Source organism: Butyrivibrio sp. VCB2001, assembly GCF_000423965.1.
GTDB lineage: Bacteria > Bacillota > Clostridia > Lachnospirales > Lachnospiraceae > Butyrivibrio.
This window is the reverse complement of the sequence record NZ_AUIZ01000017.1, coordinates 1-20,727: the sequence shown is the minus strand read 5'-3', so window position 1 is coordinate 20,727 and position 20,727 is coordinate 1. Positions and strand designations below refer to the sequence as shown.

Here is a 20,727-nt window from a genome sequence, read left to right as displayed (position 1 = left end):
CGTAAATGACCCGCCTTATGTTCGCCCTAAAATGATTGCACGGAAATGGAGGAGGGCATCGTGGCAAAGATAGATCTGGAAAAAGAGAAGGCGCCGAATACGATTGTATTGGAAAAAAATACCGCGCCAAAAACAGTACCCCAAAAGACTGCCAATGCGAAGATATTACTTGAAATGAAGAATATCACCAAAACCTTCCCTGGCGTAAAGGCCTTAGATAACGTAAACCTTCAGGTTGAAGAAGGTGAAATCCACGCGCTGGTAGGAGAGAACGGTGCTGGAAAGTCCACTCTTATGAATGTCCTTAGTGGAGTTTATCCCTTCGGATCATATGAGGGTGATATAGTTTATGACGGAGAGGTTTGTCAATTTAATCAGATCAAAGACAGTGAGTCAAAGGGTATAGTTATCATCCATCAGGAACTGGCTCTTATCCCTTATATGACAATCGCTGAGAACATGTTCCTCGGAAACGAGAGAGGAAACAAGATAAAGATCAACTGGCATGAGACCAATGAACTTGCCAGAAAGTATCTCGACATCGTAGGTCTTAGAGAGGGTACACAGACCCTTATCAAGGATATCGGTGTTGGTAAACAGCAGCTTGTAGAAATTGCGAAGGCTCTTTCAAAGGATGCAAGACTTCTTATCCTTGACGAGCCCACATCTTCACTTAATGAGACAGATTCAAAGGCACTTCTTGACCTGCTCCTTAAGCTGAAGGCAGAAAGAGGTCTTACCTCTATTATTATTTCCCACAAACTTAACGAGGTTTCATACGTTGCTGACAAGATCACAGTTATCCGTGACGGTTCAACAATTGAAACTCTTACCAAGGGCGTGGATGATTTCTCCGAAGCAAGGATCATCAAGGGAATGGTTGGTCGTGAACTTTCAGACAGATTCCCGAAAAGAGAGCCTCACATCGGAGAGGTAAAGATGGAGATAAAGAACTGGAACGTTTATCATCCTCTTTATAAAGAAAGAAAAGTCGTTGACAATGTTAACTTATATGTTAAAAAGGGCGAGGTTCTCGGAATCTCAGGTCTTATGGGAGCTGGAAGAACAGAGCTTGCCATGAGCGTATTTGGGAAAAGCTATGGGGAAAACATTACCGGACAGACTTTTATTGATGGAAAAGAAGTTCATCTTAATACTGTAAGTCAGGCAATCAAGAACGGACTTGCATATGTTACAGAAGACAGAAAGGGAAATGGACTTATCCTGTCTAATCCCATAAAGATCAATACAACCTTGGCTAACCTTGACGAAGTAAGTAATAGAAAGGTTATTGATAAGCACAAGGAATACTCAGTAGCAGTAGAGTATAAGGACAAGCTTAAAACAAAATGTCCTACAGTAGAACAGAATGTTGGAAACCTCAGCGGTGGAAATCAGCAGAAAGTTCTTTTGGCAAAATGGATGTTTGCAGATCCTGAAATCCTTATCCTTGACGAGCCTACAAGAGGTATCGACGTAGGTGCTAAGTACGAGATCTACTGCATTATCAACCAGCTGGTAGCTGAAGGTAAATCAGTCATCATGATTTCTTCAGAGCTTCCTGAAATCCTTGGTATGTGCGACAGAATCTATGTTATGAACGAAGGAAAGATGGTCGGGGAGCTTGATGCAAAAGATGCAACCCAGGAAAAAATTATGACTTATATCTTACAGTCATCTGGAAACGAGGAGGAGAATCATGAATAAAGATCAAATTTTAGGATTTTTGAAAAAGAACACCATGGTGTTCGTTCTTGTAATAGTTTTAGCGTTCTTTTCATTTATGACAGGCGGAGCAATCCTGCTTCCCATGAATGTAAGTAACCTTATTTCACAGAACGCATACGTATTTGTTCTTGCAACAGGTATGCTGCTCTGTATCCTGACCGGTGGTAACATCGATCTGTCAGTTGGTTCAGTAGTATGTTTCGTTGGTGCCGTTGGTGCAACACTTATGATGAACTTTGGTGTTCCTGTATGGCTTGCAATCATTATCATGATTGCTATCGGAACAGCAATCGGTGCATTCCAGGGCTTCTGGATCGCGTTTGTACGTATCCCTCCTTTCATCGTAACACTGGCAGGTATGCTTATTTACAGAGGTCTTTCAAACGTAGTACTTAATGGCCTTACAGTTTCAATCAAGGATCAGACAAGCTTTGTAAATCTGTTCGGTGGTGGTGCTAACTGCTATATTCCTGATTTCTTAGGCGGCGGAGCACTTAACCTTACATGTCTCTTTGCCGGAATCATCGGAGCAACAATCTATGTGCTTCTTCAGGTTACAGGACGTATCAAGAAAAAGAACTCCGGTTATGAGCTTGAGAACATCGTAACATTTACAATAAAGACAGCAGTTCTGGCAGCAGTACTTGTAGCATTTGCTTACAGACTTGCTCAGCACAAGGGTATTCCTTCAGTTCTTATCTGGGTACTCATCGTAGTATTTGTTTACGGATACATCACAAGCAACACAACAATCGGACGTTACTTCTACGCAGTAGGTGGTAACGAGAAGGCTACAAAGCTTTCAGGTATTGATACAAACAAGGTTTACTTCCTTGCTTACACAAACATGGGATTCCTTGCAGCACTTGCAGGTATGATCACAATCGCTCGTCTTACATCTGCTCAGCCTACATACGGCCAGAACTACGAGATGGACGCTATCGGATCCTGCTTCATCGGTGGAGCTTCAGCTTACGGTGGAATCGGAACAGTTCCCGGCGTTATCGTTGGTGCGGTTCTCATGGGTGTTATCAACCTTGGTATGTCACTTATGGGCGTTGATGCCAACATGCAGAAGGTTGTAAAAGGTATCGTTCTTCTTGCAGCCGTTATCTTCGACGTAGTATCAAAGCGTGGCGGAAAGTTCGTTGTAAAGAACTGATTTTAGAAAAGGTATTTCCAATAGGGTATAGAACCGGGGCACTCTTGCCCCGGTTTTTTTGTGGGGGAGTCAGTGGGGAGTCAGTGGGGACGGTTCTCTTTGACTCCCTTTTGTTTAGGTGTTTTATTCCTCTTGATTATCGAAAAAGGGAGTCAAAGAGAACCGTCCCCACTGACTCCCCCACTCTCCCTCAAATGTGCTATACTATAATCTACTACCCAAATGTTTCAAAAGAGGTATCACCATGATCACAAGTACATCCAACGACCGCGTCAAGAAGGTCGTAAGTTACGTAGAAAAGAGCAAGGCCCGTCGCGAGGACGGCGTCTTTGTAATAGAAGGAATGAAGATGCTCAGGGAAGCTCCCGTTCTTCAGGTTTCCGAAGTATATGTCACAGAGAAGTTCGTCTCCGGCGCAAGCGAAGAGGACAAGGAAATTCTCTGGAGATATGGCGCGGAGGAGGTTTCCGAGGAAGTCATGAAGAAGATGAGCGACACCCAGACACCTCAGGGAGTCCTTGCGGTAATAAGGCAGTATGACTACACCTTGGAGGAGGTCATCGAGGGCTACAATCAGGAGGCTGCAGAATCGGGAAAAGAGAATGCTCCGCTCCTTCTTGTTCTTGAGAATATCCAGGATCCTGGAAATCTGGGCACCATGCTCCGTTCAGGAGAGGGTGCGGGAGTTACAGGCGTCATCCTCAGCAAAGGCTGCGCCGATATATACAATCCCAAGGTAATAAGATCCACCATGGGCTCCATTTTCAGGATGCCATATATATATGTAGAAGATGTTCCTTCTTTGGTAAAAGAGCTGACGGCTAAGGGCGTACACACCTATGCAGCCCATCTTAAAGGGGAGAAGAACTACGACGAGTTCGATTACACACAGCCAACAGCTTTCCTTATAGGTAACGAAGGAAACGGACTGACCAAAGAGACTGCAGATGCGGCTGAGATCTATGTCCTCATTCCCATGAAGGGAGAGGTGGAATCCATGAACGCAGCCACATCATCAGCAATACTTACATTTGAAGCTTCCAGACAGAGGAGGGGGTAAAGGAAATGACAGTAGGATTTATCGGATTAGGAAACATGGCAAAGGCAATGATCGGCGGCATTTTGCAGAAAGGCCTCATGGGACCCAACGAGATCATAGGCTCAGCCAACACAGAGGAGACCTGCCATAAGGTAGCAGATAAGTTCGGAATTCAGACAAGGAACTCCAACGCAGCAGTTGCCAAGGAGGCAGACATCATTGTTCTTGCCGTTAAGCCTCAGTATCTCAAGGTTGTTATCGCAGATATCATGGACAGCGTCGATGAGAACAAGGTCATCGTTAGCATCGCAGCAGGCAAGACCATTGCATGGATTGAGAACGAGTTTGAAAAGCCCACCAAGATCATCAGAGTAATGCCCAACACACCTGCTCTTGTAGGCGAAGGATGTTCTGCTGTCTGCAGGAACGATCTTGTAGACGACAATTCCTATCACTTCGTAAAAGAGCTTTTGGAGAGCTTTGGTAAGGCATATACCGTGCCTGAGTCACTGATGGATGTAGTGGTTGGCGTAAGCGGATCATCACCTGCATATGTCTTTTTATTCATCGAAGCCATGGCAGATGCAGCAGTAGCCGGCGGAATGCCAAGAAAGCAGGCCTATGAGTTCGCTGCACAGTCAGTACTTGGCAGTGCCAAGATGGTCCTTGAGACAGGCAAGCACCCTGGAGAACTTAAGGACATGGTATGCTCACCTGCAGGCACTACAATCGAGGCTGTAAGAGTCCTTGAGGAAGCAGGCTTTAGAGGAACCGTGATGGATGCTGTAACAGCGTGCATCGACAAGAGCAAAAGCCTGTAATTTTCACACTTTTTTGACACAAATTTAATAGAAATTTGACAAAATGGCTCATCTTTGCTATTATTACCTCCGAATTGTTTAAATCTTAATATGTTGCAATATCTTTGTAACAAATTTAAATAAAAAAGAGGATAGCAATCGGTATGGATAACTCACGAAAGTTATTCTCCGGGGCCACTAAGACCATGGCAGTACTTTTCCTGGTTGTGGTAATGTTTTTTACCCAGAGTATAACAGTAGAGGCAAGACGCACTTCAAACTATTTAGAACTTGCTACAGGAATTACAAATATTATCAGTCCCATCGCTCCACTTGGAATTGACAGCGAAGCCCCTGAGGTTAAGGCTGCTGAGAACGCAGAGAAGTCTGCAGCATCCGAGAGCAGCACAGAGAGTGCTTCAGAGAGCGAATCATCAAATCTCGTGATGGCCAATGTCAGCAGAGTGATGAATGTCAGGGAAGAGCCCAACGAAGACAGCGCTAAGGTCGGAGTTCTTTACAAGGACTGCGGAGGTAAGATCTTAGACAGACAGGACGGATGGACCAAGGTTCAGTCCGGAGATCTTATCGGATGGGCCAAGGATGAATATCTTTTATTCGATGAGGATGCTGAGGCACTTGCTCAGGACGTTGGTAAGCAGATAGTTACCAGCAACGGAACAGCTCTTAACATCAGGGCTGAGGCTTCATCAGATGCCGAGGTTGTTGGCGTTCTTGCAGAGAACACCTTCGTAGACCTTATCGAGGATACAGGCGATGGATGGATCGCCGTTGATTACAACGATGAGACCGGATATGTTCAGGCTGATTATGTTACATCAACCTTCAAGATCGACTCCGGTGAGACCATAGCAGCCATCAAGCTTCGTGAGGAAGCTGAGAAGAAGGCAGCACTTACCAAGAACCGCGGAGCAGTCAGCGCAGATGCTGATGAGGTCAAGCTTCTGGCAGCTCTTATCCAGTGTGAGGCAGGTAACCAGCCTTATGAAGGTAAGGTCGCTGTAGGTGCGGTAGTTATGAACCGTGTTAAGTCAGGCGGATACCCGAGCAGTATTTACGGTGTAATCTATGCATCAGGTCAGTTCACACCTGCTCTTAACGGAACCGTTGCAAGAGTTTACAACTCAGGCAAGATCAGCGATTCCAATTACCAGGCAGCTCAGGCAGCCATAAACGGTGAGACAACCGTCGGCGGAGCACTTCACTTCAGACGTGTAAACGGAAGAGAAGGAATCATCATCGGAGCACACGTATTCTGGTAATTTGGGGTGCACTAAATAAAGCATATATGATAGAATGTAGGGGATTGCTAAGCGCAATCCCCTTTTTGACCCCTAGGGACGGAGTCAAGGGCTCATTTTTATATTTGGAGGAGGAGCATCATGAATTTGTACGGAAGAGATTTTCTGAAACTGCTGGATTTTACCACTGAAGAGATAGAGTACCTCATTGACCTGGCTGCAGAGCTCAAGGACAAGAAAAAGAACGGTATTCTTCACGACGAGCTAAGAGGCAGAAACATTGCCCTGATTTTCGAGAAGACCAGTACCAGAACAAGATGTTCCTTTGAAGTTGCAGCTCACGACCTTGGAATGGGTTCAACCTACCTTAATCCCACAGATTCCCAGATCGGCAAGAAGGAGAGCATCGCAGATACAGCGCGCGTTCTTGCCAGCATGTACGACGGAATCGAGTACAGGGGCTTTGAGCAGGAGATAGTTGAGACTATTGCTAAGCACAGCAAGGTACCGGTATGGAACGGTCTTACCAACGAGTTCCACCCAACACAGATGCTTGCTGATGCCCTTACAATAAAAGAGCATTTCGGACGCCTTAAGGGAATCCACCTGGTTTACATGGGCGATGCAAGATACAACACAGGTAACTCACTGATGGTTCTTTGCGCTAAGCTGGGCATGCACTTCACAGCAGTATCCAACAAGAAGTACTTCCCATCTGAGGATCTTGTTAAGACCTGTCAGGAGATCGCAGCACAGACTGGTGCAGTAATTGATTTCTCCGAGGATGCCATTGAGGGAACCAAGGGTGCTGATGTTATCTACACCGACATCTGGGTATCCATGGGCGAGCCCGACAGCGTATGGGAGGAGAGGATAAAAGACCTTGAGCCATACCGTGTAACTATGGACATCATGAAGAACGCCGGAGACTCCTGTGTATTCATGCACTGCCTGCCATCCTTCCACGACCTCAACACAGGCATCGGAAAAGACATAAAGAAGAAGTACGGTCTTGACGAGATGGAAGTTACAGACGAAGTATTCGAATCAGATCGCTCTATCGTATTTGAGGAGGCTGAGAACCGCATGCACACCATCAAGGCAGTAATGTATGCGACCCTCAAGAAATAATGCTAAGTAAAGAACATATAAGCGAACAGCTGCACACAAGATGGGCAGCTGCAAACATTTGGTATAAAGACATAACGGACTCCACCAACGATGATGCAAAGCGCCTTGCAGAAGAAGGTGCGCCTCACGGAATGCTGGTGGTTGCAGACAAGCAGGAACAGGGCAGAGGCTCACGCGGAAGAAGCTGGGAGACTCCAGCCGGTGCAAACATCGCCATGAGCCTTATAGTGCGTCCCAAGGTCCCAATAGAGTGCGTATCAATGCTCACTCTGGTTATGGGACTTTCCGTTGCAGAAGGCGCGGAGCAGGCCATAAATGAGAGCATCTCCGAAAGCTCTTTTACTTGTAATATAAAATGGCCCAATGATGTTATCCTGGCAGAGCGGAAGATCTGCGGAATCCTGACGGAGCTTCACATGGAGCCTTCGGGCGAGATGTCAGACGTGGTCATAGGTGTTGGCATAAACGTCAATATGGCGCGCTTTCCGGAAGACATTAAGGATGTGGCAGGATCTCTTTTAACCGGATGCGGACGACCTATCGACAGGAGCCTTGTGGTGGCCCGGGTCATGGAGAGATTTGAGGAGAACTACGAGAAGTTTGAAAAGACCCATGACTTATCGCTTCTTAAGGACCAATATGAAAAGAGACTGGTGAACAAGGGACTAAGAGTGATGCTCCTTGATACCAAAAAGCCTTCGGAAGTAAAAGGCAGAGAAGAAGTAGAAGAGAAATTTGCAGAGCCCCAAAATGAGCAGGGAGAAGCCCTTGGAATAACGGATAAGGGCGAGCTCATTGTCAGAATGGATACCGGAGAGGTGCGTGAAGTTACCGCCGGGGACGTTTCTGTCAGAGGACTGTACGGATATGTATAACAGGAGGCTTAAGATATGATCTTAGTCGTTGATGTAGGAAATACGAATATTACTTTCGGTGTTTTTGACGGAGAGGAGCTAAAGAGCTCGTTCCGTATGATGAGCAAGACCGACCACACTTCAGATGAATACGGAATTCAGATGCTGGAGATGATGGGCCATAACGGCATTGATAAGGAGCAGATAGAGGGCGTTATGATCGCCAGCGTTGTTCCTCAGGTCATGCACGCTCTGGTCAATGCCATCGTTAAATACATAGGCAGGAAGCCTTATATTGTGGGACCCGGAATCAAGACCGGCATCAAGATCACCACAGATAACCCGAGGGAGATCGGACCTGACCTTATCGTTGACGCAGTTGCTGCCTATGAGATTTACGGCGGACCTGTGCTGGTAGTTGACTACGGTACAGCAACCACCTATGTTCCGGTCAATGAAAAGGGCGAGTTCTTTGCGGGCGTTGTATCACCGGGCATCAGGATTTCAGCCAAGGCCCTCTGGGAGGGAACAGCCAAGCTCCCTGAGATTGAGATCAAAAAGCCCGATTCAATACTTGCAAGGGAGACCATCTCCAGTATGCAGGCGGGACTTATCTATGGACAGATCGGCCAGTCCAAATACATCATCGAAGAGATGAAGAGAGAATCAGGCCTTAAGGATATGAAGGTTGTAGCAACGGGCGGCCTTGGAAGGCTTATTTCAGAGCTTACGGAGGAGATCGATATCTACGATCCTATACTGACCCTCAGGGGCCTTCAGATCCTCTATGAAAAGAACCGTAGGAACAAGCCACAGAACAAGGAATTTGATGATCAGAATCAGCCCGAATAAGGAGTTTATTTAATGAGTGCCAAGGAATTTGAAGAAGAATATAACAAAGAGTTTGAGGAAGACCTCCATATAGATGAGATGCAAAAGACCAACAAGGGACGCGTCTTTGAGCAGGCAGCAGGCGGAAGGATAGTTCTGTGCGGAGCCAACGCCTACGAGCAGAAGTATTACTTTAACCCGCTGTTCAAGCAGATCCCTGACAGCATCAAGAAGGAGCTCAACATTATCAGCGTCCTCTTTACCCAGGAGGCAGGCGGTATCTTTACCATTGTCTTTGAGGAGGACGGCAGCGTTTCAATCGAGACCAATGCTGATGAAGAGGATATCACCTATGACGAGATCACAGCAGGGCTTTTAGTGGGAGAGGTCAGGAGAAAGAGACAGGACCTGTTCGAGGCGCTTGGAATCTACTATAAGATTTATGTGCTGGGTGAGAAGGCTGCAGATGCATTGGATGAGGAAGAAGAAAACGGCGCGTTTTAATTAGAAAGACTTTATGGCAGGATATGGTAAGCTTCAAATAGGAAGCGTAACACTTGATAACAACATAATCTTAGGACCCATGGCAGGCGTTTCCGACCTGCCTTTTCGTGTGCTCTGCAGCGAGATGGGAGCCGGCCTTGTGTGCATGGAGATGGTCAGCGCCAAGGCTATTATTTATAAGAACAGAAACACCAACATGCTGCTGGAGATCCATCCGGATGAGCATCCGGTTTCGCTACAGCTCTTTGGCTCAGAGCCCGAGATAATGCAGCAGGCAGTTGAGATGATAAAGGACAGACCCTACGATATCTTAGACGTCAACATGGGTTGTCCCGTGCCGAAGGTTGTAAGCAACGGCGAAGGCTCTGCTCTTATGAAGGATCCGGCCCTTATTGAAAAAATAGTGTCGGCACTGGTTCAGGTTTCTGACAGGCCTGTTACTGTCAAGATAAGAAAGGGCTTTACCGAAAACAGCGTTAACGCCGTTGAGTGTGCCCAGGCAGCAGAAGCCGGAGGGGCAGCAGCTGTGGCTGTTCACGGAAGAACAAGAGAGCAGTTCTACTCAGGTAAGGCCGACTGGGATATCATCAGACAGGTAAAAGAGTCTGTGAAGATCCCCGTGATCGGTAACGGAGACGTGGTTGACGGAGAGAGCGCCAAGGCTATGTTTGAGCAGACAGGGTGCGACGGAGTCATGGTGGCAAGGGCAGCCCAGGGCAATCCGTTTATCTTCAGGGAGATCAAAAGCTTTTTTGAAAAAGGCGCAGCCTGTGAGAGACCAAGCAGGAAAGAGGTCTACGACACAGTCATAAGACATGCCGATATGCAGCTCAAGTACAAGGGTGAGTACATCGGAATCCGCGAGATGCGCAAGCACGTGTCCTGGTACACCTATGGAATGCCCGGAAGTGCAAGGTTCAGGAACGAGATAAACCAGATGACAGACATGGATACACTCAAAGAAGCATGCGGTAAAATAATGCTCCCGCCTAGTGTTGACACATAAAATAAATAACAGTATAATAGCAAAGTTAAAAAATGAAATTAACTATTTTTCAGATATATCTTTTTATGAAGGGTAGGGCAGAGTATTATGGAAGCTAAAAAGAACATTTTAACTAAAGAGGGACTTGCGAAGTACGAGGACGAGCTCCACGAGCTTAAGACAGTCAAGCTCAAAGAGGTTGCTGAGAAGCTCAAGGAAGCAAGAGAGCAGGGCGATCTTTCAGAGAACGCTGAGTACGACGCAGCTAAGGATGAGCAGCGTGATATCGCAGCAAGGATCGAAGTGATCGAGAAGATCCTCAAGAATGCGGAAGTTATTGATGATTCAGATGTTGACACAAACAAGATCAGCATCGGATGCACAGTTAAGCTTAAAGATCTTGAGTTCGACGAGGAGATTGAATACAAGATTGTTGGTTCATCAGAGGCAAACAGCCTTAAGGGCAAGATCTCAAACGAGTCACCTGTTGGTAAGGCACTCATCGGTGCCAAGAAGGGACAGACAGTTTCTGTAGAGACACAGGCTGGCGTCTTCAAGTATAAGGTACTTGGCATTCAGAGATCAGAGGTCTGATAAGAGACTTTAGATAACACGAGCCGGCGATAGCAATTCGTCGGCTCTTTGTACAATATGAAAGACACATATTACGGAGGAAAAAAGGTGGCAGAGAATAATCAGCAGAACAATCAGCAGAATGCACCTGCAGAGGACGTAGGACGTCTTCGTCAGGTAAGAAGAGATAAGCTTACTGAGCTCCAGGCTCAGGGAAGAGATCCTTTCCAGATCGTTAAATACGACCAGACACATCACACACAGCAGGTAAGAGATAACTTCGAGGCTCTCGAGTTTGTAGCTCCTGTAGACGAAGAAGGCAAGGCAGTAGTAGTTCCTATGTCAGATATTCCTGCAGATAAGCTTGTATCCCTTGCAGGTCGTATGATGAGCAAGCGTGTAATGGGTAAGGCATCTTTTGCTAACCTTCAGGACAGAGACGGACGCATGCAGCTCTACGTTTCAAGAAACGATCTTGGAGATGAGGCTTATGCTGATTTCAAGAAGATGGATATCGGTGACATCATCGGTGTTAAGGGCTTTGCTTTCAGAACCAAGACCGGTGAGATTTCAGTTCATGTAAAAGAGCTGACTCTTTTATCCAAGTCTCTTATGCCACTTCCTGAGAAGTTCCACGGACTTACAGATACAGAGATCAGATACAGACAGCGTTACGTTGACCTTATCATGAACGAAGAGGTTAAGGAGACTTTCAAGAAGAGAAGTGCTATCCTTCGTGAGATCCGTAACTTCCTTGCAGAGCGTGACTTCCTTGAAGTTGAGACTCCTATGCTTGTTGAGAACGCAGGCGGAGCAGCTGCAAGACCATTCGTAACACACTACAATGCCCTGGATGAGGAGCGTAAGCTTCGTATCTCTCTTGAGCTTTACCTTAAGAGACTTATCGTTGGCGGCCTTGAGAGAGTATATGAGATTGGCCGTGTATTCAGAAACGAGGGTGTAGATACAAGACACAATCCTGAGTTCACACTTATGGAGCTCTACCAGGCATACACAGATTATGAAGGAATGATGGAGCTTACAGAGTCCATGTTCCGTTACCTCGCTGAGAAGGTTTGTGGTACAACACTTATCAAGTACGGCGACAACGAGATCGACCTCGGCAAGCCTTTCGAGCGTCTTACAATGAACGATGCCATCAAGAAGTACGCAGGCATCGACTTCGATACAGTTAAGACAGATGAGGAAGCCAAGGCTCTTGCCAAGGAGCACCACATCGAGTTTGAGGACCGCCACACCAAGGGCGACATCATCAATCTCTTCTTCGAGGAGTTCTGCGAGAAGAACCTGATCCAGCCTACATTCATCATGGATCATCCTCTTGCTATTTCACCTCTTACCAAGAAGAAGCCTACAGATCCTGAGAAGGTTGAGCGTTTCGAGCTCTTCATCAACACATGGGAGATGTGCAACGCATACTCAGAGCTCAACGATCCTATCGATCAGCGCGAGCGTTTCGCAGCTCAGGATGCCAACGCAGCAGCCGGCGACGAAGAGGCTGAGCACACAGACGAGGACTTCCTCAATGCCCTCGAAGTTGGTATGGCTCCTACAGGTGGTATCGGCTACGGTATCGACAGACTTTGCATGCTGCTTACTGATAGTGCTACTATCAGAGACGTGCTGCTGTTCCCGACCTTGAAGTCGAGCAAGTAATATAGTGCGTCTTAGAAAGTACAGGGAATCCATAGGAGTCCATATTCGTCCAATCAGGCAACTTTTTGACAGTTCCTTCATTGGACTCCTACGGAGCTATACGACGTTCTATGGATAATAATCGAGAAATCAAAGGACGCGCTATGACGAATTTTGGGGTTGGTCAAGGCCCTGAGGAATAGTCGGTTTATTTTTTGTAACAGTTTTAGCGGCGTATTTTTGATAAATTTGCAATCTTTTAAAACAGAATCTGCATCTTAAGCCACATTTCTTTTCAAAGAGAGATGTGGCTTTTTATCTTTTAGTTCATTTCATTCGTTTTACATCTCGTAACACCCAAAAGGAGGTTACAAGATGGTTCACAAATCAAATTCTCCACCGGATCTTGATAAGTATATCAAGGGAAAACTGCATAACTTCGTCACATATGAAGATGGTGCAAGGCTCTACAGCATTCCTTACTGGAGTTTCGTAAACTCAGTAAAGGAAGCAGGGGCCAATAGGATGATCAGACAACGGGTACTGGTAGATCAGGACATCTATGAAAAATTTATTGAAGATAATTGCCGGTACGAGGAAACGGTAAAGGAGAACAAGGAAATGCCTAAAAGACGAATTGTCCCTAACCTGGAGGAAATGGTTAAAAAGGGAAAAAAGAAATATGTGCGTTACCAGGAAGGCGCTGAGCTCTACTCAATGGGGCTTCATACTTTCGAAAAGCTGGCAAAGGACGCAAGAGCCACAAGAAAGGTAAGAGGAGTTGTTCTGTGTAACACGGAAAAGATAGATGAGTTTATAGAATCATGTTGGGAGGAGGACGATTTTTATGAGTAAGGTTATCAGCGTAGCAAACCAGAAAGGCGGTGTGGGAAAAACCGTCACCAGCGTAAATTTAGGGATTGGCCTTGCAAGAGAAGGTTATAAGGTCCTTATGATCGACGCGGATCCCCAGGGGAGCATGAGTATCAGCCTTGGCTGTGATGAACCCGACAGACTTGATTATTCACTTGCTACAGCACTTGTAAATATCATCAATGACGAGCCTGTAGATGTGACAAAAGGCCTCATCCATCATCCTGAAGGTGTGGATCTGATGCCGGGAAATATAGAACTCTCAAGTTTAGAGATCAGCATGACCGGAGTTATCAGCAGGGAAACAATTCTTAAAGAATACGTAGACAAGGCCAGAGAAGTATATGACTTCATTATTATTGATTGTATGCCTTCTCTTGGAATGATGACCATTAATGCCCTTGCATGTGCGGATTCAGTAATCATTCCGTGCCAGGCTGCATATCTTCCTGTAAAGGGCCTGCAACAGCTTATAAAGACAATTGGAAGAGTAAAGCGTCAGCTCAATCCCAAGCTCGAAATCGATGGAATTCTCATCACTATGGTAGATAACAGGACAAATTATGCAAAAGACATTTCTGCTCAGATTTACGAAGCTTATTCATCAAGTATAAATGTTTTTGAGACAGAGATCCCGTTATCAGTCAGAGCTGCTGAAATAAGCGCTTCTGGAAGCAGTCTCTACGTATATGATCCAAAAGGAAAAGCAGCATTTGCTTACACATCATTCATAAGGGAGGTAATGGACAATGGCACAAAGAGTTGGACAGAAAGTAAAGCTATCTAGTATTGATGAGCTCCTGGGCGTTCCAAGCATGGAGGGAACAGTAGATCTTGATGTTATGACCATTTATCCCTTCGAGAATCATCCTTTCAGAGTTGTAGATGATGAAAAGATGGATGAGCTTGTGGAGAGCATCAAGGAAAGTGGCGTTCTCACTCCGGTTCTTGTAAGACCGGATGATGAGGGCAATTATGAGATGATCTCGGGGCACAGACGCTTACATGCGGCAAAGAGAGCAGGGCTACGTAAGATTCCGGCAATCATCAAGGAAATGACAAATGATGATGCGACAATTGCCATGGTTAATGCCAATATGCAGAGGGAAGAGATTCTTCCTAGTGAAAAGGCTTTTGCTCTAAAGATGAAGATGGATGCAATGAAACATCAGGGGAAAACAACTTCGTCCACTGAGTGGACGAAGTCGCGTGCAGGAGACGAAGCTGGAGAAGCTCATGGATTACACAGATCTCAGGTACACAAATATGTAAGGCTCACATACTTGCTCCCAAAACTTTTAGATATGATTGACGAAGGAAGACTTGCTGTGGCTATTGGAGTAGAAATCTCCTATTTCAACCACACCTACCAACAATGGCTCTGGGAATACATCCACGAAAACGGCATGATCAAGCAGGAACAGCTCATGGACCTCCGCCAATACCGAGATGATGACTCTCTCACCCAGGAACAGATGATAGACATACTTATACAGAAGAGAGCAACTCCTCAGATCAAGAAAAAAGTCACATTCAACGAGAGGAAACTCAACAAGTATTTTCCCGCCTACTACTCTCAGCCTGAGATCGAGAGGATCATGATCAGTCTCTTGGAGGAATGGAAAAGAACTCATGAAAGCGAGGGCTCAGAATAATGATGGAATATTTTTATGGTGCACAGTCAGCACAGTTTGCTTCAGTGGAGATTCCCAAGGAGCTTCTGACAGGGAAGGTGTTTTCTTCCCTGTCTCCCGGAGCCAAGCTTATGTACGCAGTGCTTCTTGACAGAATGCGTGAAGCCAAAAGGCATAGTTGGTATGATGAGCAGAACCGGGTGTATATCCTTTATCCACTGAGAAGATTGGAAGAAGACATCGGCTTTTCCAGACACACAGTAATCGATTGTATGAAAGAACTTGAAGACATTGGACTGATATTGCGACTACAGGAAAAGGGAAAGCCCAATAAGATCTACGTCAAGAATTTCAACAGACAAAAGATATTTCAGCTGATTGGGTAGTGCAAATATTGCACCACTATACGTCATAGAACGTCGTAGAAAGTCATTGAATGGAGGAGAAAAGAGCTTTGAACGACAAGATAACATTTGACTATTTTTATGGTCAGGAATCTGAAATGCATGCTTATTACAGGCTGCCTAAGCTTCTTTTTACAAATAAGATATTCAGAAACATGAGCTCTGATGCCAAGATCCTGTATGGCCTGATGCTGGATAGAATGTCGATTTCGCAGAAAAACAAGTGGATAGATAGCGAAAATAGGGCATTTATCATATATTCACAGCAGGAAGCCATGGAAATGCTGGGCTGTAAGGAGAATAAGGCTATAAATCTTTTTAAGGAGCTGGAGGCTATAGGGCTCATGGAACGCAAGAAGCAGGGCCAGGGAAAAGCAGCTTTGTTGTATCTGAAGGACTTCGTTGAGGAAAATCCAGAAGAAGTTCAGACCCGGGAAAAACCAATGTCTGAACAAAATGATGAAGTTTCAGACATGGGAAAAACCAAGGTCAAGACCTTTGAAAAACCAATGTCTAGAGATGGGAAAAATCAAGGTCTAGACATGGGAAAAACCAACCCTAATTATAATAAAACGAATAATACTAACTTAATTAAAATAACAAATCATATCACATCGATGGAGCCGGATCTGAATGATGACTACAGAGCGTATTATGAGATCCTCAGAGAAAACCTCGATATGGATACCATGATAGAGCGTCATCCGGAATACAGGGATGAACTTGAAGGAGTCTTTGACCTGATCCTTGAGACAGTTCTTTCCACTCAGAAGACAATCTGGATTGCCAAGAACGAGTATCCCAAGGATCTGGTGAAGTCCAAGTTCCTAAAGCTCAACCACATGCACCTTGAGTACGTGATCGACTGTCTTAAGAGTAACACCACCAAGATCACCCACATCAAGAACTACATGCTGGCAGCACTGTTTAACGCTCCTTCAACCATGAGCAGTTACTATCAGGCAGAGGTTAACCATAACATGTACGGCACATGATCGGTATATTGACAACATTGTACAACACTCATATAATTTAACTGTGAATGAACATAAAACAACACTCATGGAGGACAAGGTTATGCCAAGAGTTAATTTAGCAATCACACAGGAATTATATGATCAGATCGAGAAAGCAGCCAAGAAGGAGAACGTAACCGTCAACTACTACATCTGCGATATGTTGGAGGAGAAGTTCGGCAAAAGAACTGTCTATGACTATACACTTGCCATCAACAACATGATCGCTGAGGCCAAGACAATGAAAGCAGAATTCGTCCTGGCAGATCTTCCAACCTTCGCAGGTGTGAACGATGTTCTTATTGAATACGACATAAAAGAGTCACCGGCCCAGGTCAGATCCCGTCTTGGCAAGATGTTTACAGAAGCAGTCAAGAAAGGGAATGCCAAAGGCATCGAGAGGGCTGTGATTGAAAGAAACGGAGTAGAAGAGTTTAAATCTGCTTCAAGAGCTGCTGTCTACTGTAACAAACTGTATAAACAAAAGACAAGCAACAAATAATGGCCAGGTGCTTTGGTCATAGAATGGAGGCATAAATGATAGCGGCAATATTTGAAATTCTGTTGGTCTTGGCATTGGGAGTGATTTTTATACTGTTGTTTGGTCTTCTAAGGGCATTACCTTTTATGACAGGGCTCTTAGGATCTCTTTTCCTGCTTCTGGTATTCCCAGGGCTTAAAGACATTATTCCCGGAGAAACTAAACTCAGCGTGATAACACTTATTGTTGTGATAGAGTTGTTAATAGCGCTCCTTACATTTAATCAGCAGACCAGTGGACCGATGATTGTGTTTTCCAGCCTCATGTTCGTTGACCTGATCATGGGCCTAAGTTACAGTTTATTCGAATGTGCATCTTGGCAGAAAGCCACGTTTGTGACCGTTGCATACCTGGCTGTGACTTATTTTATATTAGTTTCCAACTGCGATTCTCTCAAAGTCGACAGGGATGATTGCAGAAACATACTTGCCAGTTTGGTTGTGGCATGTATGTATGCTGCCTCAGTTGGCGCAACGCTTCTTGTAATACTCGGTGCAATCTGGGAGAAGTTCGTCAAGATTAAGTTCTCTGAGGGATTCTATAACGCTTATGACAGGATTGGAATAGCCGTAATTTGTACAGCTATGATTGTTACAGCAATAGGCAGTGTAATAAGAGATAGAGTGACGGCATGAAAAGCCGGCTTTGAGTCAGAAGAAAAGTGAAATGGAGAATGATATGATCAGAAAACCTACGCATCCAGGAAAAGTATTTGCTGAAGATGTGTTAAAACCACTAAATCTTTCCGTTACCGATGCAGCGAGAATGCTTGGAGTAAGCAGAAAAGCGTTATCAGAGTTTGTTAATGAGAAAGTATCTCTTAGCCCGGAGATGGCCATTAGAATAAGCAAGGCAACTAATACATCTCCGGAAAGTTGGATGAATATGCAGCAGAAACTAACACTATGGACAGCACAGCAAAATGAACCATCAAATGTAATACCTTTTCCTCTGGATGCAGTAAAAGATGGATGATTGCAATAGCTCTGGGATCAAGATTTGATTAGTTGATGTCCGTAGCTATTTTATTTTTGTCTGAAAAAAGGTATGATAATCCATAAGTTGTCGGAAAAGATGATAGGTGAGGGGAGAATGAAAAGGTTAATAAGCAAGATTCTTGCTGGAATACTCATTAAATATCATAAGCAATAGATCACAAATAAGATAAATGAATATGCCTACGTAATTGCCATGTAGTTGTTTATAACAGCTATGTGGCTTTTTTATATCATAAATTAGTTGACAAATACAACTAATGATTTTATCATTTAAATTCATAGGAGGGCATTCGATGGATAAGGTAAAACTATTTCGAGAAAGTACCAGAGAATTAGAACGTAATCTTGAGAAGCTAAACAGTTCTGATTGCTGTCAATGTAACGTTAATACATCTCAATGCTTTCTGGTTGTTGAGATAGGCAGAAAACCAGGAATATGTGTAAAGGAACTTGCTGAACTTCTTAAGATGGATAAAAGTGCTGTAAGCAGATCTGTAGAAGAACTTGTCCAAAAAGGATATGTTTTGCGAGAACCTTCAAAAAGGGACCGTAGGTGTGTAGTGCTTAATCTGACTGATGAAGGAATGGCAAGATTCAATACAATAGAAAAAGATATGAATTTGAAGTTTGAGAGAGTCTTTTCAATGATTCCAAAGGAAAAACAGAGTCAGGTTTTAGAGGCATTGAATATCTTTAATGATGCGATAAAAAAATCGGAGGTGGAATGCTGTGATTAGAGAAATGAGAGATGAAGACTGGGGGACAGTATCAGAGATTTACAAGCAGGGATTAGAAGAGGGAACATCAACTTTTAATACAGAATGTCCTAGTTTTACTGAGTGGAACGAGGGTCACGTAAAGAATTGCAGGTTTGTTTTTGAGGAAGAAGGGAAGGTTGTAGGCTGGATAGCGTTAAGTCCTTCTTCGAGTAGGTGCGCATATAAAGGCTGCGTTGAAATGAGTGTATATGTTGATAGAAACTATAGAGGTCATGGGATAGGAACAGCTTTGGTAAATACGATTATCCGAGAAGCTGAGAAAGATGGATATTGGAGCATATATTCTGCAATATTTTCAATTAATAAAGCAAGTATAGCCTTACACAAAAAATGTGGTTTTAGGGAAATTGGCTATAGGGAAAGAATAGCTAAAGATCGATTTGGAAAATGGCAGAACACAACTCTTATGGAGTACAGAGCTTCATAATTAGTTTATAGGAGAAGCTACTTATGACTATTGAAGAAAAAGCAAACAGGATTATTGAAGATATACGTAATGAAAAAGGCGTAAATCCTATCAAGATGTTTAAGTCAATGGCAAAAAAGAGTATATAAGCATACATGGGCCAGAGCATCATATATTAGATGGGGCATGTCTTTTAATGGCTTATCATAATGCAGGTGGCAAAATAGATATAGACTCTGCTTTGGAGAAGCTTTTGAAAGAAGGACTCCGGATGCCGGGAGCAATGTGCGGACTGTGGGGAATATGCGGAGCGATAACATCTATAGGAGCAGCCCTTTCTATCATTGATGGTACAGGACCACTTTCTGAGGATGGCACATGGGGAGATCACATGGCATTTACATCAAGCGCCATAGGAGAACTTGGCCAGATAAATGGTCCAAGATGTTGTAAAAGAGATGCTATGATTGCGTTCAAGCATGGAATAGAGTACGTAAGACAGCACTACGGAGTGCAGATCGAATATGAGAAGCAACACTGTGAGTTCTCATCGCAGAACCAGCAGTGCATCAAAGAAAGATGCCCTTTCTTTGGATAATGGAAAGCTTTTGGTTTCGGACGATTTAGAAATTATGGAACTTTGAATTTCAGGATAATGAAATAAGCAAATCGGGATTAGTGGAGTAGAACATGGATAAAAAAAGGGCTTTGTCTGGCGCCATAACATTTATAACCCTGATGGGAATCGTAAGTCTGTTTTCGGACATGACTCATGAAGGCGCCAGAAGCATATTGGGCGAATATCTGAACCTCGCAGGGGCATCCGCTGCAACCATCGGATTTGTGTCCGGTATAGGAGAATTGTGCGGGTATTCACTAAGGCTCATATCCGGATTTATAGCAGATAAAACGAAGAAATACTGGACATTTGTTATCACAGGCTATGTAATACAGGCTCTTGCGATTCCTGCACTGGCACTCGTACCTGAACATGGCTGGATTTGGGCCTGCGGTCTTGTGATCCTGGAGCGTATCGGAAAAGCGATAAAAAAACCTGCCAAAAACACATTGGTAAGCTTTGCGGCAAGCGAGATCGGAACCGGAAAAGGCTTTGCCTATCAGGAGTTTCTGGATCAGCTTGGCGCGTTTCTCGGACCGGTACTGCTTTTTGTAATAGCTCTTGTAAAAGGTACAGACGACCTTTTTACAACATATAGGATCTCTTTTGCGATACTGCTTGTTCCTGCAATGATCACCATAGCTCTTGTTTTGACAGCAAAGATAAGATACCCTGATCCGGAGATCTTTGAAAAGCAGGAAGATAAACCGGCAAGCTTTGAATTCAGGAAGTCATTTGTTCTGTTCATGGCGGCCATCTGCTTTTTTGCTTTTGGCTTTGCAGACTTCACCCTGATTACACTTCATTCGGCTAATACCGGAGCATTTAATGAATCCATGCTCAGCCTGCTATATGCTGGGGCAATGGCTGTGGATGCCTTTGCTGCACTATTCTTTGGCTGGCTTTATGATAAGGTCGGGCTGAAGGCTCTG

Annotated in this window: 24 protein-coding genes; all 24 read left to right on the top strand. The window is 44.5% G+C overall.

Going from position 1 to position 20,727, the window contains the following annotated elements; genetic code table 11:
• Window positions 1-174 precede the first annotated feature (174 nt).
• Window positions 175-1,707, top strand: coding sequence for a multiple monosaccharide ABC transporter ATP-binding protein (gene mmsA / locus G589_RS0113955; protein WP_026522560.1), 1,533 nt, complete (start codon window positions 175-177; stop codon window positions 1,705-1,707).
• A complete protein-coding gene (gene mmsB, locus G589_RS0113950; RefSeq protein ID WP_035776176.1) occupies window positions 1,697-2,890 on the top strand; it encodes a multiple monosaccharide ABC transporter permease in 1,194 nt (397 codons plus the stop codon). Before mmsA ends, mmsB begins: the two co-directional genes overlap by 11 nt.
• Before the next feature lie 244 nt (window positions 2,891-3,134).
• Window positions 3,135-3,950 (top strand): TrmH family RNA methyltransferase, encoded by an 816-nt coding sequence (locus G589_RS0113945; RefSeq protein ID WP_026522559.1) that lies wholly within the window; start codon window positions 3,135-3,137, stop codon window positions 3,948-3,950.
• Window positions 3,951-3,955: 5 nt separating this feature from the next.
• Window positions 3,956-4,750, top strand: a complete 795-nt coding sequence (gene proC, locus G589_RS0113940) for a pyrroline-5-carboxylate reductase (protein WP_026522558.1) — start codon at window positions 3,956-3,958, stop codon at window positions 4,748-4,750.
• Window positions 4,751-4,893: 143 nt separating this feature from the next.
• Window positions 4,894-6,012, top strand: a complete 1,119-nt coding sequence (locus G589_RS0113935) for a cell wall hydrolase (protein ID WP_026522557.1) — start codon at window positions 4,894-4,896, stop codon at window positions 6,010-6,012.
• 120 nt (window positions 6,013-6,132) lie between these two features.
• Window positions 6,133-7,122: an ornithine carbamoyltransferase gene (argF, locus tag G589_RS0113930; protein WP_026522556.1), complete on the top strand. Its 990-nt coding sequence runs from the start codon at window positions 6,133-6,135 to the stop codon at window positions 7,120-7,122.
• Window positions 7,122-7,997, top strand: coding sequence for a biotin--[acetyl-CoA-carboxylase] ligase (locus tag G589_RS0113925; protein ID WP_051192400.1), 876 nt, complete (start codon window positions 7,122-7,124; stop codon window positions 7,995-7,997). Before argF ends, G589_RS0113925 begins: the two co-directional genes overlap by 1 nt.
• Before the next feature lie 15 nt (window positions 7,998-8,012).
• Entirely contained in the window at window positions 8,013-8,828 is an 816-nt protein-coding gene (locus G589_RS0113920) for a type III pantothenate kinase (protein WP_026522554.1), read from the top strand.
• Window positions 8,829-8,840: 12 nt separating this feature from the next.
• Window positions 8,841-9,311: a DUF6145 family protein gene (locus G589_RS0113915; protein ID WP_022769847.1), complete on the top strand. Its 471-nt coding sequence runs from the start codon at window positions 8,841-8,843 to the stop codon at window positions 9,309-9,311.
• A 13-nt stretch (window positions 9,312-9,324) separates the two neighbouring features.
• Complete coding sequence (dusB, locus tag G589_RS0113910; protein WP_026522553.1) at window positions 9,325-10,317, top strand: tRNA dihydrouridine synthase DusB; 993 nt, start codon at window positions 9,325-9,327, stop codon at window positions 10,315-10,317.
• An 87-nt stretch (window positions 10,318-10,404) separates the two neighbouring features.
• Window positions 10,405-10,890: a transcription elongation factor GreA gene (gene greA / locus G589_RS0113905; protein ID WP_026519448.1), complete on the top strand. Its 486-nt coding sequence runs from the start codon at window positions 10,405-10,407 to the stop codon at window positions 10,888-10,890.
• Window positions 10,891-10,977: 87 nt separating this feature from the next.
• Window positions 10,978-12,546 (top strand): lysine--tRNA ligase, encoded by a 1,569-nt coding sequence (gene lysS / locus G589_RS0113900; RefSeq protein WP_026522552.1) that lies wholly within the window; start codon window positions 10,978-10,980, stop codon window positions 12,544-12,546.
• 354 nt (window positions 12,547-12,900) lie between these two features.
• Window positions 12,901-13,380, top strand: coding sequence for a DUF6462 family protein (locus G589_RS22395; protein WP_330363339.1), 480 nt, complete (start codon window positions 12,901-12,903; stop codon window positions 13,378-13,380).
• Window positions 13,373-14,185 (top strand): ParA family protein, encoded by an 813-nt coding sequence (locus tag G589_RS0113885; protein WP_022769952.1) that lies wholly within the window; start codon window positions 13,373-13,375, stop codon window positions 14,183-14,185. The genes G589_RS22395 and G589_RS0113885 overlap by 8 nt, the downstream gene beginning before the upstream one ends.
• The gene (locus tag G589_RS0113880) at window positions 14,148-15,053 is read left to right on the top strand and encodes a ParB/RepB/Spo0J family partition protein (RefSeq protein WP_026522551.1); all 906 of its coding nucleotides are present in this window, start codon (window positions 14,148-14,150) and stop codon (window positions 15,051-15,053) included. Before G589_RS0113885 ends, G589_RS0113880 begins: the two co-directional genes overlap by 38 nt.
• On the top strand, window positions 15,053-15,418 hold the full coding sequence (locus G589_RS0113875) for a replication initiator protein A (protein WP_026522550.1): 366 nt from the start codon (window positions 15,053-15,055) through the stop codon (window positions 15,416-15,418). The genes G589_RS0113880 and G589_RS0113875 overlap by 1 nt, the downstream gene beginning before the upstream one ends.
• 68 nt (window positions 15,419-15,486) lie before the next feature.
• The gene (locus tag G589_RS0113870) at window positions 15,487-16,431 is read left to right on the top strand and encodes a DUF6017 domain-containing protein (RefSeq protein ID WP_026522549.1); all 945 of its coding nucleotides are present in this window, start codon (window positions 15,487-15,489) and stop codon (window positions 16,429-16,431) included.
• 82 nt (window positions 16,432-16,513) lie between these two features.
• Complete coding sequence (locus G589_RS0113865; protein ID WP_026522548.1) at window positions 16,514-16,954, top strand: hypothetical protein; 441 nt, start codon at window positions 16,514-16,516, stop codon at window positions 16,952-16,954.
• Window positions 16,955-16,989: 35 nt separating this feature from the next.
• Window positions 16,990-17,628 carry a hypothetical protein gene (locus G589_RS0113860; protein WP_026522547.1) on the top strand — a complete coding sequence of 213 codons (639 nt, stop codon included), beginning with the start codon at window positions 16,990-16,992 and terminating at the stop codon, window positions 17,626-17,628.
• Between the two features lie 43 nt (window positions 17,629-17,671).
• Window positions 17,672-17,968 (top strand): HigA family addiction module antitoxin, encoded by a 297-nt coding sequence (locus tag G589_RS0113855; protein ID WP_026522546.1) that lies wholly within the window; start codon window positions 17,672-17,674, stop codon window positions 17,966-17,968.
• 316 nt (window positions 17,969-18,284) lie between these two features.
• Window positions 18,285-18,728 (top strand): MarR family winged helix-turn-helix transcriptional regulator, encoded by a 444-nt coding sequence (locus G589_RS0113850; RefSeq protein ID WP_026522545.1) that lies wholly within the window; start codon window positions 18,285-18,287, stop codon window positions 18,726-18,728.
• Entirely contained in the window at window positions 18,721-19,197 is a 477-nt protein-coding gene (locus tag G589_RS0113845; RefSeq protein ID WP_242826455.1) for a GNAT family N-acetyltransferase, read from the top strand. The genes G589_RS0113850 and G589_RS0113845 overlap by 8 nt, the downstream gene beginning before the upstream one ends.
• A gap of 124 nt (window positions 19,198-19,321) precedes the next feature.
• Window positions 19,322-19,774 carry a DUF5714 domain-containing protein gene (locus tag G589_RS20065; protein WP_330366720.1) on the top strand — a complete coding sequence of 151 codons (453 nt, stop codon included), beginning with the start codon at window positions 19,322-19,324 and terminating at the stop codon, window positions 19,772-19,774.
• A 92-nt stretch (window positions 19,775-19,866) separates the two neighbouring features.
• Window positions 19,867-20,727: MFS transporter (locus G589_RS0113835; RefSeq protein ID WP_035776173.1), on the top strand; the 861-nt coding region annotated here is incomplete at its 3' end.